The organism is Corynebacterium antarcticum, assembly GCF_016595285.2.
GTDB lineage: Bacteria > Actinomycetota > Actinomycetes > Mycobacteriales > Mycobacteriaceae > Corynebacterium > Corynebacterium antarcticum.
In genome coordinates this window covers 792,998-811,723 of record NZ_JAENIP020000001.1, presented here as the reverse complement: position 1 = coordinate 811,723, position 18,726 = coordinate 792,998, and the positions used below count along the sequence as shown (strand labels likewise).

Genomic DNA, 18,726 nt, shown 5'->3' with positions numbered 1-18,726 from the left:
TGCGAAGATTTTTCATTAAGCAACTGTGGTCGGGAAGGGGTGAAAACTGGGAATTCGCTGACAGGACGCCGCGTTCCCCGACCACTTCCCCTCCGTGACCGGCGGGTCAGGACCCGATGCGGCTCCGCAGAAACTCCGAGGGCGCGCCGCTCGTGGTCACCAGCAACTCATCCCTGGCACGGGACGCCGCGACATAGAGCAGCGACCGCTCCCGACGCATCGCCTCCTCGCGCGCCTCATCATCGAGACGCGCGAACGAGTACATCTGCGGAATCTGATCCTGCGACACACCGGCGACGATGACGTGCGTGAACTCGAGTCCCTTCGCTCCGTGCATGGTCATCACACTGACCACCCGCTCATCGACCTCGTTCGCCTCCTTGCAGAACTTCGCCTCGATGTCTCTCCGGGCGAGGGCGTCGACGATCCTGCCGGCGTCGTTGCGGGTGCGGGTGAGAACGGCGATGCGGACCGCGCGGGTCGGTCCCTCGGTCTCCCGCCACTTGCGGATCGCCTCTGCGGCGGTGTCCATCTCGTGGGCGAAGGAACGACATTTCCGGACCACCGGCTCGGGGCCTGAACGCTCCGAGTGGTAGCCGGTGACGGTGTCCCTGTCGCCCTCGGAGTTCACGAAGTGCTCGCCGGTGAGGATATTCACCGCGAAGTCGAGGTTTTCCGCCGTGGTCCGGTAGTTCAGGCGGAGACCCGCCGACGCCTTGCCCCGGGTGTTGATACCGAACCGGGACAACACCATCGGGTTCCCGTAGATCCGCTGATGGGCATCCTCGGAGATGAAGATGTCGTTCGGGCCCCGGGCGACCAGTGCACGGATGAGCAGCCAGTGCCCGGCGTGGAAGTCCTGTGCCTCGTCGATGATCACGTGATCAGCCAGACGCGAGGACGGATCCCCGTCGACGGCACGTTCATCCAGTACGGCGGCGGCGATCGCCGCCATGGTCTCCCACCCGACCTTGGCCGACTGGGCACAGCTGGCGAGATAGGAGTCGAGAACGGTCCAGACGGCGATTCTCTCCGCGCGGTTGAGCGCGACACCGCGACCCGTGCGGGGCACCCGGAGATAGTCCCTCTTCGACGTGATGCGTCCGGGAAGAACGACGTCGGTGAGTTCCTGGCGGAGGAACGCACCGTGCCCCTTGGTTCCCGGGAGCGTGACGCCGGTGGCGCTGACCGCCGCCTCGAGTTCCTCCGCCTCCTTCTGCGCGCTGACGCACCGTGGTGCGACGAGTAGCGACCTGCCGAGCACATTCTCGGTGGCCTCGGCCCGGGCCCGGGGACTGGCGTCCGCGACGATGGAACGCGCGAGTGAGTCGATCCCGGTCACGACGATGCCCTCATCGCCGGGATCCTCCGCCAGGGCACCGGGGTCGAGGGCCGTGACCATCGAGCGCAGTGATGCGGCGAGTCCCCTGGTGTAGGTGGTCAGCAGGATCCTGGTTCCCGTCTTTCCGCTCCTGCGGCCGGTGAGCAGCCCCTTGTGGATGTTCACCGCACGGTGGACCGCGACAACGGTCTTTCCCGTGCCTGCACCACCGAAGACGCGCCCTGACCCGCTCAACCAGCGCGTGGCCAGATTCCGCTGCTGCGGATGGAGGAACACCTTCCATCTGCCGAAATCCCCCGATTCGATGACATCCCGCAGCGCATCGACCGTGTCTCCGATGTAGGTGAACTCCAGCTGGGCGGCCGGTTGATTGATCGCGGCGAGCACCTTCTCCTGCTCTGACGCGGTCGGATCCGGAGTTCGGTCCTCCGCCGACTGCAGGCGCAGATCCTCACGGACCTCATCGACCGAGTACCCCGATGCGAGCTCACGGAACGCCGCGCTCTGCCACGCCGGGGCCTTGTCGAGGGAGCGCAGGAACATCATGGAGGTGGTCGTCGCCAGAACCTGCTCAGACAACTTCCGGTTGAGGCCCAGTTCGCGGTAGAGGCTCTCCGGGGTGTGCCCGTCCGCGGCGATCCGAGCACCGCTGTAGCGGTGGGGTCCGGTTTCCGCAGCCGACCGCTTCGCGGCGGGCTGCGTGTCCGTGGCGGGGGAGGGGGCGGGCGCCGCGGAGGCGGTGAAGCGCGTCTCATGGAGGACCTCGGCGACGCCGTTGACCGGGTTGATGTGCAGCACGCTGTCCCGTGCGGCGGCGAGTGCATCTTCCGGGGCGTGGACGCCGCAGACGATGTACGCGGTGTCGCTGTCGTCGGACTCGCCGGCGATCTCGAAGAGGATCACCGCCTGGCTGTGATCGGCTGATTCCAGCACCCGGATCCGGGGATCCGCGGATGCTTCCACCGGTACCGGGTGGGACGTGCCCTGGATCAGGGAACTGAGAAGCTGCTCGAGTTTCCGCTGTTCGGCCGTGGTGTCGGGCCGGGCCCCGGCGGTCATCGTGATGGTCGGCATCTAGTGTGCTCCTCGTTCCGAATCAGTCAGGTGTGCGATCAGTTCGGCGACGAGATCATCCGGAACCTCACCGGTGTCGCCGGTCGTGAATACCGTCCAGCCCGCCTTCCTCAGAGTGTCCAGGACGGACTCCCCGGCGTCAACGGTGAACGCGACGCGCTGGCCCCGCCAGACGAGGTCCAGCGGGCAGCCCTCGACCTCCTCACCCTGTTCCGGTAGCGGGGGTAGCGGGACAGACTCCGCGATAGCGCGGAGCGCCGATTCCTCGGTGTCGCTGATCGCCTCGTCGATGAGAGCCAGCCACTCGGCGGGCAGCCCGTGGACCTCGACGTCATCGCCGGATGGTGGCGGGACCTGCGCGCTCAGCTTCTCCTCGACGCCGTCCACGTCGGCGAGGTCCGTGGCGGTGATGTCAGCGACCTTGCGCCGAAGCGACAACAGGTTCGACCATTCCAGCCAGTGGTACCAGTGCGTCTTGTACGCCTCGAGGCCCAGGTCGGCCATGGTGTGGTCCGAGGCATCGAACTCGAGGCGCGCATCGGCCTCCGCCATCGCGGCGGGCCCGCCGGAGCCGAGCTTCAGCATGAGTGACAACGGCCCGTCACTGAACAGCAGCGTCGATGAGGTGACCCTGGTCATCCTCGGCCCCAGGATCATGGGCAGGGCGGCCGCCGCGTGCTGCCAGACCTTCAGATCCGGTTGCAGGATGATGTCCAGCAGGAGAGTGACGGGGTCCCGCTGCAGTGAATCGAGCGTCACCTGGGCGATCCCGAACTTCCGTGCCACACCGGCGGCGACCTGCTGGTGGTACCACCAGGGCGTCGTCGTGGTGCCGGACTCCGCGATACCGAGGTCACGCCAAGTGATGGCCCAGGGTACGTAGCCCTCTAAACGCAGCTGCTCCCGCTTCCGCGCGTCATCGACGAGCCGGTTGTGCTGGGGCGAGGCGTGGTACTCCACGGAATCGCAGTAGATGGCGAAACGTGGGGCGTTCTCCCCGGCGGTGGACTCGAGGACGAAGTCGGGTCGGGTCGTACCTCCCGCGATCAGCTGCTGCGGTTTGAGGGACCAGGACATCGCCTGTCCGGGGATCCGGGCGTGGACGTGGACATGGTTGCCGACCGGCTGCCGGTCGATGGTGGCACCCAGTTCCTCGAGTTTTCGGACGATGAGATCCCGGGTGCGGATCTCCAGCGGGGTCTCCTCCTGTGCCTTCTGCGGGCGCTGTTGGGTGACCGCCGCGGAATCGAAGGCCGGGAGATCATCGACGTCCTCATCGCCCACGACCAGCTGCAGCAGTGCCGATTCCGCAACCTGGCGGGACACGACCGTCTCCTGATGCGCCCGGGTGAACGGCAGGAGGCACTGCGGGCAGGAGAGGCGCTGTTCATCGGCGCAGGGACAGGATTTCAGTGCCCGGTAGGCCGTCTCCAACAGCTGCCAGACCTTCTCCGGCCGGGAGAACTCCGACAGGTAGCCTGTGCCGCCCGGAACCAGGTCGTGGAGGAGCAACGCCGTCCGTGTCTCCGGGGAGCGTTCCCCGGGAGCCGGAACAACGACCTCCGTGACATCCAGGTGCTCCGGGCTGCCGCCCAGAACCGCCTTGAACCCGAACTTGATCGCCGCGACGAGCGATGGTGCCCCCATCGGGCCGAAACGCTGCACGGACGAGGGCAGGTGCAGGAGAACACCCTGGGTGTGCAGGACACGGCCGAGTGCGACCTCCACGTTGTCCTGTTCGAGTTTCTTCGCGTTCTGGCACCAGCCGCGGTGGTCCCGCCGGTCGTTTCCGCCGGCGGTCCGGTCGACCTGGCCGCAGTAGCGGCAGAGAGTGAACAGCGGGAAACTGCGTGCGTCGCCGGCCAGATACCGCTCCGGGCCGGAACCCGAACCGAGGTTGAGCCACCGGAGTTCCACCTCGCGCAGGTTGGTCACGCCGAACCCGGATTTCTCCAGGTACCAGGTGGACATGTCCGACCGGTCCGGCAGACGTACGGCGAGAGCCGTGGTGAACATCGCCCGCTGACGTTCCTCCTGGGAACCGTCGATGAGACTGCGTTCGGGTCGGATCTGCGCGGACACCTTGTGCATGGGGACCACGGGGATCTCCTGCTCGACCGCCGCGAAATGATCGTCGCCACAGGCCGGGCAGCTGTCGAAATCCTGTTCTGGGGTGAGGACCTCGACGTGGGAGCACGACGGGCACAGGCGCCATCGCTGGATCCGGTCACCGTTCGCGCCGAGATCCACGGCATCGATCAGGATCTTCATCCCCTCCGCGTAGAACGTGCTGCCCGGGGCGAGCTCCGTCAGAGCACTGGACAGGCCCCGGGAGTACGAGTGCTCCTGGCGTTCGATCTCCGCGGCGGAATCGGTGTGCCGCAGGAAACCGGAGACGCGCAGCTCGACCGAATCATCGAGAAGCGTGTAGTTCGGCAGCAGGCCGAAGCGCTCCAGTGCGGCGACCCAGGTGTCGCCGGTCAGTTGCGTCTGCTGCGCGCGCAGCAGTTTCTCCGCGGACACCGCCAGCGCATAGTCCGACCTGTCCTGGTCGGTCGCCCCCGCCGCCTCCGCGGCCAGACCCAGTTCGTGCAGCGATCCCTGCACGTCCCGCAGCTGCCGCCCGATCTCCTCGAGCTCCTTTTCCCACCGTTGGGATGCGGCGGCCACCGCGCCGGGAAGATCCCAGTCGATGAGTTCCCGGGTGACGTGTTCGTCGATGTTGCCCGAGCCCAGGGATTCGATGAACCGGTCCCGCACCTCGGTGATGAACGGGACCCCGGCGTCCAGTAGCTTCGCGTACAGCCCGTCATCCTGCCGGAACACGTCACGCGACCGCGACATGCCCACCAGCGCGGACCCGCCGGCGAGTGCGTCGAGCACCGCGGCGAGCAACTGCCGGCGCAGGATCTCCACGGCGGAGAGATACACCGCTGGAGGAACCACGTCACCGTCGATCACCGAGAGCGGCTCGTGGATCTTCGGCAGATGCTGGCCCCGGCCACGGACCACCGCGACCGCCAGCGAGTTACCCGTCAGTCGGCCCGCACGGCCGACCCGCTGCAGGTAGCTGGCCACGCTCACCGGCATCGAGGAGAGCATGACCGTCGACAGGTCACCGATGTCGATGCCCATCTCCAGGGTCGGGGTCGCCACGAGAACGTTCACCGCGTCCGGGCGGGGATCGCCACCGGATCCGCGGAACTCCGCCTCGATCGCCTGCCGCTTCTCCGATGGGATCAGGGAGGTGTGCTCGCGGGCGATGATGCTGCGCCGTTCCCCCGAGGTGTACAGGCGCCGGTAGTAGTTGGGCGCAATCTCCTCCACCTCCAGCACACCGGAGCAGTCCGGGGTCAGGCACCGGGCACCGGCAAGCTGGCGCTCCGTCGCCGGACCGACCGGAACCAGCGTGTGGCAGACCGTGCACCGCAGCGCCCGGCCATCGGCGCTGCGCCGGATCATGATGCGCTCGGTGGGCAGCGCGTAGGTACGGGCGTCACTACGCGTCGGCGTGGACGTCAGCGTGCCGTCGGTGACCAGGCTGTCCAGGAGCGCGACGCACAACCGTGCCGCCTGCTCCCGCGCCATGCCCAGCTGGCGCGCCGTCCACCTTGCGTACCAGCCGTGGGCACCGGCCACCGGATCAGTGCCGCCGTTCCACTTCTTCTGCTGGATCGGACCCCCCACCCTCGGGAACACCGGGCCCGTGCCGGGCGCGAAGGGCGGGAGTGCGGAAGTCACGCCCCGGCCCCGCGTGAGGTAGAACTCGGCACCGTCGTTGTAGCGGTAGTCGAGGAGCCACGGGTGCTCGATGCCGCCACGGCTCCGGATCCGCTCGACGATGCCGCGCGCCCACGCGAGCAGAGCATCGTCGGTGAGGCCACCGTCGTGCCCATCCAGATCCAGCATCTGCACCGAGTCGAGGGCGCGCCTGGCGGATCTGAGGAGATCGGGTGCCTCCACCTCGGCGGTCGCGACACCCGTGACCATGAGCGTCCGTCCCAGTTCGCTCCGCCGGCCGAACTCGAGCGCCACGTCGAAGCCGATACGCAGCGGCACGATCGGGCGGAGCCGGTCACTCAGGCGGGTCTTCGGGTCCCAGAACCCCTGCAGGTCACTGTCCCGTGCGAGATCCGGTGGAAGAAGCTGGAACCGGTCCGCCGCGGTATCCGCCCGCGCGAGGATCCGGTTCTGCAAGGCCGCGAGCGACACGGGCTCCGCGCCGAGTGCGGAGGCGATACCCGTGCGCAGTGAGAAGGCGTGGGACCTTGCCTCGACGAACCCGGCCCGGTGCGCGGCGTCCTGCACGGAGTCGGTGAAGATCAGCGTCTTCTTCTCCGCGTCATCCAGCCCCGGGAGCCCGAACAGGTTGGACACCGACACCGACAGCAGTGTCGCCACAGCGGAACCGATGTAGCGGATCGAATCCCTGGTGTCGCACGCCGGACAGACCTGATCCAGGGCGCGTTCATCGGCGTCCGCGTCAAGGTACGTCAGCACCGGGAACATCGACCCCTCATCGATGTCGCCGCGGTAGACGTCCTGGGTGGGATCGACGTCCCCGAAGCGGAGGAACTGGGCGTGCCGGGTGTCGAGCCAGAACAGCTGGCCGGCGGCGTCGGGTCCGCGTTGGACACCGTGGCGCGAATCGGCCGCGTCCGCCTCCTCCCCGGCGTAGATCAAAGGCCGGGTGCGGGCCCGCTTCTCGTCGCTGACGCTCGCCCCGCGGATGGAACCGGCGCTGAAGGTCGGCATCGTGGAACCGGGCTCGAGCTCCGTCATCCACCCCGAGCGGTAGCAGGCGCGACAGAAGATCGCAGGCAGCCAGTGCCGTTCGTCGGCCAGACCATGATCCGCATCCGAGTCATCCGACCAGCGGAACTCCGGAGCCGACATCGCGAGACGGTCGATCCGGGACAGCTCCCGGACCCACAGGTGGACATCGACTCCGGGGATCCTCGTTCCCAGCCGCCGGTCGGCGGCCAGGGTGGCACGGATCAGGGAGAGTTCAGCGACGAGGTGCACGATGAACGCGCGTGCGGCCGGATCGGGATCTTCGACGAGATTGAAGAACTCCGAGGTCAGTTGGTTGATGGTGCAGGGGGTCGACGTCAGCTCGAGGAGACGCAGCAGGAATCTGTTGCGCGGAACCCAGGCCAGTGCCTCCGAGTTGATGTCCCCGGGCACGGGGTTTTCCGGATCGAGGGAACTGAAGAACCGGGCGAACGCGGGGTGCAGCGCATCCTGGATGGTGCCCGAGGCATCGTGTCGGTCGAGGGTGTCCACGAGCTCCCGGATCTCCCTCTCGTGGCGCCACCACGACACCGGTGTGGTGTAGTCCTCCGCCGGTACCGAGGCGAAGTCACCGAGCGGTACCCGTGACTCCCGGACGATGGAATCAGGGGTGAACGGCACGCCGAACACCCGCTCCGCGAAGTCGAGCACCGGACCGGGATCGTCCTTCGATCCCATGGTCGCCGAGGTGGCGACGGGGCACACCGGTCCCAGCGGGCGCGGATCATCGATTCCGGCGAGTTCCTTCAGCTTCATTCCGAGTCGACGCAGCAGGATCGCCACATCGGTGCCCTGCGCACCGTCGTAGGTGTGGAACTCATCGAGCACCACGTAGCGCAGTGACGTGCACGAGGCGGCCCACATCGGATGGTCCCCGGGCCGGAGAAGGAGCTGGTCCAGCATCTTGTAGTTCGTCAGCAGGATGTCCGGCGGATTGCGCTGCATCTCGCTGCGCTCGCTGATCAACCCGTCCTCGGTGACCTCGCCGTGATTGCTGCGGTGCTCACCGGTGTAGATACCGGCGGTGAGTTCCGCGAGCCGCGGATCCCCGGTCAGCAGCTTAGCCAGACGGTTCGCCTGGTCACCCGCGAGCGCATTCATCGGGTAGAGGATCAACGCCTTGATTCCCGTGACCCCACGCCGGCGTTCCCGGATCGCGTGGTCGATCACCGGGTAGAGGAAGGCCTCGGTTTTACCGGAGCCCGTGCCCGTGACGACGAGCGTGGGGGAGGGGTCGGTGTCCCCGCCCGTGGCGGGATCGAGGGTGCGGAGCTTCTCGAACGCGGCGCGCTGGTGCGCGTAGGGCGTGAAGTGCGGCGGCAACCAGTCGAGACTGCGCGAATCGGTGTCCGTGGAGGCCCGGAACGGCATGCGGGTGCGCACGTACGGCCCGCGGAACATGGTGGATCCCGAGTCGGCGAGGAACTCGTCGAACGCCGCCTTCGCCCGTGGTTCCGAGAGCCCGAGGGTGGTGGTGAGGTATTCGCTCAGGCCCTCGATGATTCCGGTGACCGCGTGGGTGGGTAGGAGAGTGCTCATGGTCGGTCACTTTCCGCGGCGAAGCGTTCGTAGGCCGCGCGCATGTCTGCCTCCCCGTCGAGGATCCGGAACGGGTATTCGAAGGTGTAGGTCACCTTCGATTGGGGATGGGTCCACGTGCGTTGTTCCTCGGAGAGTTGCTGTCCCTCCTTGAGTTTGCGTTCCAGTTTCGCGACGTCACCGGCGACCTTCCGGCCGTTGCGGTCGAAGAGATCCTCCTGGTCATACTTCCGCATCACCGGGAACTGCGTGCGGTAGATCATGCACAATTCATCGGCGGTGATACCGAGGTCCAGGGCCACCAGAGCATCGATCTCCACCTGCAGCTGCCGACGTTCCTCGGCGATCCGCGCCGGTGATTCCAGAGTCCACGGCGTTCCCATGACCTCCTCCCACAGCTCCGCATAGGCCGATGTCAGGCAGTTGAGGCGAGCGGCTCGGGGGATGAGTCCTGGATAGGTGGCAAGGGGAAGTCGTTCGACCAGGGACGCAGAAATAAGGGTATTGACCACCGACCTGAGAGTAAAGTCGAAAAGGAGAGAAGATGCTGTAGCTGCAAATTGAATCAGTTCCCTGTATCTTTCTGGGCCTGCAGGGCCTGCGGAGTGGACGCCATTAACGTGGGCAGTTCCTGGTGGAATTACGGCAGGATAAAATGTACGAAAACCGGTTTTTGCCGCCATTGACCGCCATGCAACCCTGTAGTGGTCACGGATAAAGCTCCCTTCTGTCTCGGATAGTTTCCATGTTCCGTAAGCAAGATCGTATCGAGATCTACTGCCTGCCGGCTGGTATGCGGTTGCGGGTATAAAATTTGGCCCAATAGCTTCCAGATCAATCTCGGACCAATCTTTGTTGCTCTTCAAAGTTGGATTCGGTTGTTTGATCATCGGAGTCGAAATTCCCAGGTGTGGACCTTGGAGAATTACTTTTTCCCAGCTGTCGGGATGATCCCAGCCATTCTCAAAGTAGCCCTTTTTTCTGTCGATTGATTCGTGCCAGCCTCTGGAGTAGGAGAGTGAAAGGCTCCTTATCCTTGGGACAGTTGATAATTTCGTGAGAATCTCAGTGGCCTGGGAATTGACGGTATAGACCATCCTGGATTCTTCAATTGGGGTGGTGGGGTCTTCTAGGATCGAGTGCCATACCTCAAGCGTGTTTCTGGTGACTTCCTGGATCCGGTCGCTGTGTGGAACAGTGTTCCACTCGTTGTTGTCATTCTTGAAGCCGGGTACGGGGCCGGAGCCGTCATGGTTGAATGAGTTGATTGCGGTGCTGGGGTGGTACAGGCTTGTCAGATTTAAGAACTCTGGTGTGGCTTTTGGACTTCCATAGATGTGGACTCCGTAGGAGACATGATTGTCGATATCGAATAACTTCAATTCATTGTTGAACTGGAAATGTCGGCGGAGGCGAAGATACGCAGCTCGTCGGAAGGGGGCGGCTTTTGCCTCTGTGAAGTGGGACTCGGGGTGGATCAGAGTGATGATGCCCTGTGAACCGTTGTTGGACCAGGTGCGAGACATGAATCCTCGGTAGAGATCCGGCTGCTGGTTCTTCAACTCGGGGAAACAGGAGTGGTCTCCCAGAATGTTGGACGTGACGACGGTCTCTGAAACCGCAGTGGCAAAGGCCGTCAAGATCTCGGGTTTGTCGAGCGCCACTTCGGTGTGCAGCTTCTTCTGTGCCTGCGTCGGCTTGTGTGCGAGTACCCACCAGGGGTCGGAGTCCGCGAGAATGCCTTCGACGTCGACAGACGGGCGCACCCAAGGTGGGTTTCCGATCTGCAGGTCGAAACCACCCTCGGCAAAGACGGGCGCGAAGATGAGCTCCCAGTGGAAGAAAGCCTGCTGCAGGGCAAGGCGATCAACGACGCGAAGCCACGGGTGGGCCTTGAACACCTCGTCAATGGGTTTCGCGCTGTGGATAAGAAGATGGAGTTCTTCGGCCGCGTTGAGCTCATCCCACGTCGGGTTCTCACCCAGACGCGCCTGATTCTCTGTACCCCGTTTCTCCCTGATCGGTTGCCCCAGAATATCTGTGAGTGTCTTGAACCACTCGTCGAGGGTCGGTGGTTCAACGAGTTCCCCGCCCACTTGGGCGACCTCGCCTGCGACCGGCCAGAACTTCAGTGCGCACCAGGCGTCCATGACGAGCTTCAACCGTTGGAATGCGCCGTTCGCGTCAGCGAGACTCTTCTCGATCTCCGCGCGGCGGACGGACTTGTTCGTCGGTTCCTGCTCGAAACCCCACACGTCGATCCGGCGACGCACCTGATCCTCCGCGATACGCAGACGCTCGAGGGCGAACTCCCACAGCTCATCCACTCGCTTCGTCAGATCCTCCGCGGCGTCGATCTGCTTCTTCGTCAGTTTCACCCGCGTTGTCTTGGCCCAGTTCTTCAGAGCCTTGATCTCATCCGGCAGGTGCTTCTTCAAGTCCTTCGCTTCCGCGGCCGCACCCCAGCTCGGTGAAGGTAACAGGAACTGGTACACGTGCGCGCCCGGTTCGTCCACAGCGTCGGAATAAGGCTTCGGCGGGGAACTCAGATACGCCTTCGCCTCGACGAGCCGACGGGAATACACCGAGCGGCGCGCACCGATCAGCGAGTTGCCCTGGCGCAGGTGCAGGCCGAACCACGGGGCCTTCAGCCCGGCGGTCATCGTGTCCAGCCAGAGGGACACCTCGCCCAGCTCCACGGCGGTGTCGTTGAGGTCCACGCCGTAGACGTTGTGGAGGGCGATGTAGGCCTTGACCCGCTGGAGTTCCCGGGTCCGGTTCTCCGGGGGGATCTTCTCACCTAGTTCTTTCTGCCGCATCGCGATGTAGAGCTCCGCCAGCTGGCGGACGGCCTCCACCGCGAACGCGCCCGAGCCCATCGCCGGCTCGCAGACGGACAGCGTCAGCACGTCGGCCGCGCAGGTGATCCGCCCGGTTTCCTTGAGCTCCTCGAGCGCCTGGCCCACGGTGAATGAGGTGATCACGGGTGGGCTGTAGAACGAGGCGGAACGCTCACGGTCCCGGGATGACTGGCGGTACACGAACGAGCCCCGTCGGTGCCTGACGGGGGAGACCTCGCCGGTGTCCGGGTTCACCGCGGTGATGAAGTGTTCGGGTCGGTAGGTCTCCGGATCGGCGTCGGCGATGTGGGTGGGAACCACCCAGGTTCCCTTCTCCGCGTTGCCGTTCTTCGCCACCTCGTAGAGGTCGGTTTCGGCGATGAATCCGTGGAAACTCATCAGGCCCTCGTAGACCTGCCCGAGCTCCGTCACCCCGAGGGTGGCGTAGGAGACGAATCCCCGGTCCCTACCGGACTTCTCCGGGGTGAGCAGGAGATTCTCCAGCACCGCGCACATCGCGGAGTTCGAGAGTTTCACCTCGTCGATGTAGTGCGTCCGGTCAGGGGAGAAGAGATCGGCCTCGATGTTCTCGAAGCGCAGGCCCTCGTCCACCGATCCGAGGTCCGCACTCACCTCGTCCGGTGTGTGGCCGGTGTACACGAGATCGAACAGCACCTGGAGGCAGTCGTAGAGGTAGGTGCCCCGGCGGGCTTTCTCGGTGACCGGGGGATCGAGGATCTGCTGGCGCAGGCGGGTCAGGCCGTAGCCGTCCTCGTAGGCGTCATCGCCGACGGGGAGGATCTCCAGCTCGGGGGAGGCCTCGGCGAACAGCAGGAAGAGAATGCGGTACAGGTACCTGAGGCATTGCCTGGTCAGGACCGCGGGATCGACCAAGGTGAAGCCGGCGTCGATCTGGGAGTCGATACCCTGACGGCGGCGCCGTTCGAGGACATCGTTGGCGATGATCTCGATGGACCGGCGGATGGCCAGGCGCAGTGACTCCGAGACCTGCACCGAGTGTTCGCGGGACTGCTCGATCGTCTCCGCCCACCACGAGGTCCCGTCGGCCCTGTCGCGGATGTTCTCCGCGGCGACGGCGCACAATGCGCGCTGAACCTCACCACCTGTCGTGGTTTCGTTGCGCTCCATGACCAGCAGGATGTCCACCGCGAGGAACCTGCCGAGGTTCCAGGACTCCCGGTCGGCGAGAATCAGCCAGCGTCCCGACTGCACGACCACGAACCGGGGGTGGGGCTCCTCCCACGTGAAGATCTCGCCGACCAGCTGGGCGGCGCTCAGCGGCAGCGGCTTCGCGTCGCGGGTGAGCGGTGTGAGGGGGCCGACGGTGCGGATGTCCTCGACCGTGTCGATGGGCTGCGCCTGGAACAGGACCATGTTGTCGTCGACCAGGAACTCGCCGACGAGTTCACCGGTGGTGGTTTCCACCGGTGTCGGGACGGGATCGCCGTATCCCAGTGCCGCGCGGACATGCGCATAGGTCCGCAGCGCTTCCTCACGGTCCTGGAAGGTCTGTGTCTCTGGGTCGAAGTCGAGCGTCGCCAGTTCCGTCTGGAGGGTCCGGAAGGACGAGGTGAAGCGCTGCAGCGGATTGCCGTCCCCGTCGTCCTTCCATTCCCTGATCCGGTCGGTGACCCGCTTGCGGTAGGTCTGCTTCGTCTCATCGCTGGTGAGGTAGAACTCCGCGATGAACTCGTCGACGTTGACGATGGATGCGTAGTCGGCCATGGGGTATTCAGTTCTCCTCGGGAACGATGACGAGCAGGGGGCGGACGAAGGACTGGTCCGGACGCAGCTGGAGCGCCAGCGACTCCTCCTTGTCGATGCGGGCCTTCTGGCGGCGCCGCTCGGCGCTGGTGACGCTCTGTTCCGCCTCCTCCGACCAGCGGCGTGCGCGACGTTTCCAGCGCTCGATGATCCGTGCGGAGGTCTGTTCCGCCGAGAGACGGGCCTGCTGCAGGTTGCCGTCGGCACGCTGCACCGCGGCACTCACCGTGGCGGTCAGCTGATCCGCGTCGAACTCGACCGGTCCGGGATTCACGGCGTTCGGGCCCAATCCCAGCTGCGTCAACCGGGCTGCCAGGTCGGTCAGAACCTCGTCGAGCAGAGGGCCGACCTCGATGAAGGAACGGGTGATCACCTGACCGCGGTTGTTGGTGACGGTGCCCATGCACAGCACCGTCGGTCCGGTGACGTCACCGCGCACGACGGGAATCTCCTGGCGGTCCATCGAGGCGAGGGCTCTGTCGGCGGCCCACTCGGACACCGGGTGCAGTGGGGACAGGTAGTGGGCCTGCGGCCACGTGGTGTCGGAGAGCCCGTTGCGTGCCTGCTCGAGCTGCTGCTCGCCGAGCAGCTTCTTCGTCACGAGCTGGATCTGCTCGAGCACCCCGCGGGCTTTCACGTAGTCCTGCGGCAGGTACTCGAGCCGGCGGCGCAGATCGTCGGGTGGCGTCAGTTCGATGACACCGTTGCCGTGCACACGCCAACCGACACCGCCGCGGGCCAGGCTGTTGCCCGGTGAATTGTCGAAGGCCTCGAGAAGGGAATCCTCGAGGAAGTCGAGCTCCGACGCATAGAGCGTCGCGGCACGTTCGCTCCCCGCGCCGCTGACGTCCGCCGTCGTGTCTGCCTCGGTCGTCGTGGGGCAGAGGAACTCCTGGAACCAGTCATCGCAACCGGTGAGCACCTCGTCCGGTGTCTGGACGGCGTCGTCGAACTCGCGCCTGCGGGCGAGGACGTCCCGGATGACGTTCTCCTCCCGCTTCTCGGAGTGCTCACCCATCAGGGAGGCCACATCGCCCAGCGCCTCGTTTGCGTTGTACTCGCGGTCCATCAGCTTCGTCAGGACGTGGAGGTCGCCGGGGGACGCGTTTTCGGGCGTGTCCAGCAGCAGGGTGGTGATGACCGGGCTGATCCGCTGGTTGTAGCGGTCGATACGGCCGTTGCGCTGTTGGATCCGGATCAGGGACCACGGGATGTCGTAGTGGATGAGCTGATGGCACTGCAGGTGCAGGTTCACGCCCTCACTCGCCACATCACCGGTCACGAGGATCCGGAGCGGCGAGGACTCCTTCTTGAATTCCTCCACGAGCTGCTGCTGGCGTTCATCGTCGAGGGAGCCGTCCATCTGGGCGATCTGACCGGGCTTGAGTTTGAGTGCCCTGGTGAGTTCCTTCTCGAGCCAGGTGAGGGTGGCGACCCGCTCGGAGAAGATCACGACCCGCATGGATGACCTGTTGTTGACCCCGATCTTCTCCAGATAGTCGAGCAGCGCCCGGAACTTGTTTGACGTGCCGGCGTCGAGCTCGTCCGAGAGGGACCTGAGGCGGTCGAGTGCCTGTTTCTCCGCCCCGGTGGGGTTCTTCGTCAGCCGCTGCCCGATGGATTGCGCGAGGGCGGCCGGGGACGAGAGGAACGCCTTGATGAGGGTCCACGGGAAGAGATGATCGGTGCCGCACGGTGGGTTCGCACCCGTCCAGGTCTCCTTCAGCTCCCGAGCGACGGCGAGTTCCTGGGGCGAGGGATCGATGAGGATGTTGTTCGGTGCGGAGCGCTTCGCCCATTTGTCGCCGACGACGGCTGCGACCTCCGGGGAGTTGCGGTGGCGGCGGATGACCAGCCGGTCCACCGCGTCCGGTGAGATCTCGCCCGTGGGCCCCACGGAGGTGGGGTCCAGGAGACGGAGCAGCTCGGCGAAGGACTTGGGCTTTCCGTTGTGCGGGGTCGCCGAAGCGAGGATCAGCGCCTCCGTGTTCGGCGCGAGCAGTCGCGCGAGGTCGTTGTTCTTCGTCGCCGCGTTGGTGACGTTGTGTGCCTCGTCGAGGACCACCGCGTCCCAGCCGACCTTCTCCAGTTGTGCCCGGTATTTGGGCATCTTCAGGGTGTCGATGGAGATGATCGCCCGGTTGTAGTAAGTGAACGGGTTCCGGGTTGCCGGGAGTTTCTGCCGGACCCGCTGGATACCGACCGAGTCGAGGCGGACGAAGGGGAGCGCGAAGCGGGTCCACATCTCCTGCTGCATCTGTTCGAGTACGTGCCGTGGCGTGACGATCAGGATGCGGTCGCCGCGTCCCCGACGGACCAGCTCGGAGAGGATCATGCCGATCTCGATGGTCTTGCCGAGTCCGACGGCGTCGGCGATGAGGAGGCGGGGGCGCAGCGAATCGGTCTGCAGGGCCTTCTTCACCGCGGACAACTGGTAGTCCAGCGGGTCGGTGAGCATCTCGTTCGACACCGCCAGGGTGGTCTCGTAGAGCGGGACCGGGGTCTTGCGCAGAATCGATTCCAGCCACAGGCGGGAGTGCCGGTAGTTCGGTGAGCCGTCGGCCTTCAACGTGACTGAATCGGCGTCTAGGGGGTTGATCCGGTCCAGTTCCGTGTAGAAGGTCGCGGGGGTGTCGCGGACGAAGTCGCTGACTCCTCGTGCCCGGATCTTCATTCCGTTGACGGTGGGGAACACGGAGGTGATCAGCCATTCCTCGTCGCGGACCTCCACGATCCTGCCCGGGGCGAGTGCCCGGTGCAGTTCATCGGTGATGGTGGTGAGTCCGGATGAGCCGTCCGTCGTGGCCTGTGGCACGGATGAAACCTTCCCTGGGCGTTGTGTGACTCATTCAGCGTACTTAACGTGTGCAGGCAAAACACTGAATGGGGGAGGATGTTCCGACCTTAGTGGACATGAAGCGGCACCCCCTCGGGGGTGTCGCTGCCCTGATTCACCGCCGACGGTCAGCGTCGGAGCTCTGGTCGCTCTCCCGGTGGAGGTCGATGAGGAAGCCCGTCGCTCCGAGGGATACCTGCAGAATTCTTCGCTCCGGCGACCAGAGGCCGACCACGTGCCCGCTGAGGAGAGCGAGATCCGCGACCGCCCGCAGCCGCGCGGCATCATGCGTCCAACGGCATTCGGTGGTGTCGCGGAAGGCGAACGTCACCAGGTGCCCGGAGACCTCGAGGATCCGCGCGGGCTCCCAGTCGTCCGGGGCTGTGATCGTCACCGTGATCGTCCCGTCGGTGTTGCGGGGACGGTGATCGTCCGGTCCGAAGTCCGGTGCGGTGAAGGAGTTGATCTCCTTCTGGGCGGTGCGGTCGTTCATCGTGACTCCTCTGCTGATCGGTGCCAGGTGGACAGACGTGTCCTGTGGCAGGTGATCGGGAGGAGAGTGGTGTCTGACCGGCGACCATCGGGAAGGGCGACAGGGATGGTCACCTGTCACGCTTCTGGATGTATCTCAGCACTGCCGATGCGTGGTTGGAAGGGCCTGCTGGCGGCTTCTCAGGGGCGCGGCCCCTGAGTTCTCGGGGATCCGGGAGCCGCGCCGGTGCGCCTTTACTAGCCCTTCCTGCCGAGTGTCTCGGTGAAGCTGCGCATCATCTGCGGGTAGTCGTCGCGGTCGGTGTGCACCTCGATCATCACGAGCTTGTCGCGGTTTTGGGCGGCCTGAGCCAGGGCATCCTCGAGGGTCGCCAGGGTCGGGGCGTCGAGAACCAGGCAGTTGTCCTCGTTGCCGCCGAAGGCGCGGGGGATGTCCTGCCAGTTGTACGGGGTGATGTCGTTGTAGACCTCGTCGGCCCCGTGGATGGCACGTTCGATGGTGTAACCGGAGTTGTTCACCAGGATGATCAGCGGGTTGATGCCCTCGCGGAACATGGTTGCGATCTCCTGCACGGTCAGCTGGGCCGAGCCGTCGCCGACGAGGACGACCATGCGGCGGTCGGGATTCGCCATTCCGGCGCCCAGGGCCGCTGGGATGGAGTAGCCGATGGAGGCCCACAGTGACTGGCCGATGAAGCTGACGCCGAAGGGCAGTGGACTGTCGGCCATGCCGAAGAAACTGGTGCCCTGGTCCGCGATGACGAGGGAATCCTCGGGCAGCCACTCCGAGACCTTCGACCACAGCACATTCTGGGTCAGCGGCTCATCGGGATCCGGCTGGGGTTCCGCGGGGGTGTGGCGTGCCTTCAGCTGGTGGGGCGTGACCTCGACCTCGGCGAGGACACGGGCGAGCGCGTCGATCGCGTCGCCCATCTGGAGTGGTGCGAAGGTGCGGCCGCCGATGACGGACTGTGTCGGGGAGATGTCCAGGACCCGGTCGACTCCGAGGTTCATGGAGAATCCTGCCGTGGTGGAGTCGGTGAACTCCACGCCGATCGTGATCAGCCGCTCGGCGTTCTCAACCGCGTCTCTGGCCCGGGGGGCGGAGGCCGCGCCGAGGTAGATGCCGGCGAACCGGTCACTGCGCTCGTCGACGAGGGTCTTGCCCCAGGTGAGCGTGGCGTATGGGAGGTTGTTGGCGTTGATCATCCGGTCGAAGTTCCCGATGCAGCCGACGCGGTGGACCAGGAGGTCACCGAGCACGGTGGCGGAGTGGCCGTCCAGGAATTCGGTGGCGGCCCGCTCGAAGGCCTTGAGTGCGGCGCTGGAGGAGCGCCTGCGGGCGAGGTCGATCTCCAGGGGCTCGTCGGACGGATACACCTCGGCGGCGGCGACGTCGGGGGAGAGCACGAGGTATGCCGGACGGCGCTGGGCGAGCATCTCGGTGATCACGCGGTCGATCTCACTGGTGGCGTTGGATGGCGTGAGCCAGGACTGGGCGCAGTTCACGTGCCCGGCCATCTCGTAGAAGTGGGTGAACACACCGTCACCGAGGCTGTGGTGGATCTTCTTCCGGGAGGTGAGGATCTCCGTGACCGGTGCCCCGACGATGTGGAGGACCGGGACGTACTCGGCGTAGGAGCCGCCGGTGGCGTTGATGGCGGAGAGTTCACCCACCCCGAAGGTGGTGACCATCGCCGCGGCACCCTTGAGTCGGGCGTAGCCGTCGGCGCAGTATCCGGCGTTCAACTCGTTGCAGTTGCCGACCCACGTCAGGCGGTCGTGTGCGGTGACGGTGTCCAGGAACTTGAGGTTGAAGTCGCCGGGGACACCGAAGACGTGGTTGATCCCGATCTCCGCGATCCGGTCGAACAGGTAGTCCGAGACGGTGTAGTTGCTGCTGCCGGAATGGCTCATTGGTGCTCTCCATCTGAAAGAGGGTGTTTCGGGGTGATTCTCTGGCGGGGCGCCTGTGTTTTCGGATCCACACCGCTTCCGCGTATCCACTTAGGTGGTACGTATCA

General features: G+C 65.4%; 6 protein-coding genes. All 6 read right to left on the bottom strand.

The window, feature by feature from the left end:
- Positions 1-106: 106 nt before the first annotated feature.
- The 6 genes from JIM95_RS03525 to JIM95_RS03500 all read right to left on the bottom strand — a co-directional run bounded on the left by JIM95_RS03525 (position 107) and on the right by JIM95_RS03500 (position 18,619).
- Complete coding sequence (locus JIM95_RS03525; protein ID WP_200260678.1) at positions 107-2,416, bottom strand: 3'-5' exonuclease; 2,310 nt, start codon at positions 2,414-2,416, stop codon at positions 107-109.
- Positions 2,417-8,749 (bottom strand): DEAD/DEAH box helicase, encoded by a 6,333-nt coding sequence (locus JIM95_RS03520; RefSeq protein WP_200260681.1) that lies wholly within the window; start codon positions 8,747-8,749, stop codon positions 2,417-2,419.
- Positions 8,746-13,335 carry a DNA methyltransferase gene (locus JIM95_RS03515; protein WP_200260684.1) on the bottom strand — a complete coding sequence of 1,530 codons (4,590 nt, stop codon included), beginning with the start codon at positions 13,333-13,335 and terminating at the stop codon, positions 8,746-8,748. The genes JIM95_RS03520 and JIM95_RS03515 overlap by 4 nt, the downstream gene beginning before the upstream one ends.
- 7 nt (positions 13,336-13,342) lie before the next feature.
- Positions 13,343-16,189, bottom strand: a complete 2,847-nt coding sequence (locus tag JIM95_RS03510; RefSeq protein ID WP_248702937.1) for a DEAD/DEAH box helicase — start codon at positions 16,187-16,189, stop codon at positions 13,343-13,345.
- A 136-nt stretch (positions 16,190-16,325) separates the two neighbouring features.
- Positions 16,326-16,703: a hypothetical protein gene (locus tag JIM95_RS03505; RefSeq protein ID WP_200260687.1), complete on the bottom strand. Its 378-nt coding sequence runs from the start codon at positions 16,701-16,703 to the stop codon at positions 16,326-16,328.
- A 236-nt stretch (positions 16,704-16,939) separates the two neighbouring features.
- Positions 16,940-18,619 (bottom strand): alpha-keto acid decarboxylase family protein, encoded by a 1,680-nt coding sequence (locus JIM95_RS03500; RefSeq protein WP_200260690.1) that lies wholly within the window; start codon positions 18,617-18,619, stop codon positions 16,940-16,942.
- Positions 18,620-18,726: the final 107 nt, after the last annotated feature.

Coding starts and splice junctions, on each gene's coding strand:
- JIM95_RS03525 (WP_200260678.1), bottom strand. CDS start 2,416: ATGCCGACCATCACGATGACCGCCGGGGCCCGGCCCGACACCACGGCC.
- JIM95_RS03520 (WP_200260681.1), bottom strand. CDS start 8,749: ATGAGCACTCTCCTACCCACCCACGCGGTCACCGGAATCATCGAGGGC.
- JIM95_RS03515 (WP_200260684.1), bottom strand. CDS start 13,335: ATGGCCGACTACGCATCCATCGTCAACGTCGACGAGTTCATCGCGGAG.
- JIM95_RS03505 (WP_200260687.1), bottom strand. CDS start 16,703: ATGAACGACCGCACCGCCCAGAAGGAGATCAACTCCTTCACCGCACCG.
- JIM95_RS03500 (WP_200260690.1), bottom strand. CDS start 18,619: ATGAGCCATTCCGGCAGCAGCAACTACACCGTCTCGGACTACCTGTTC.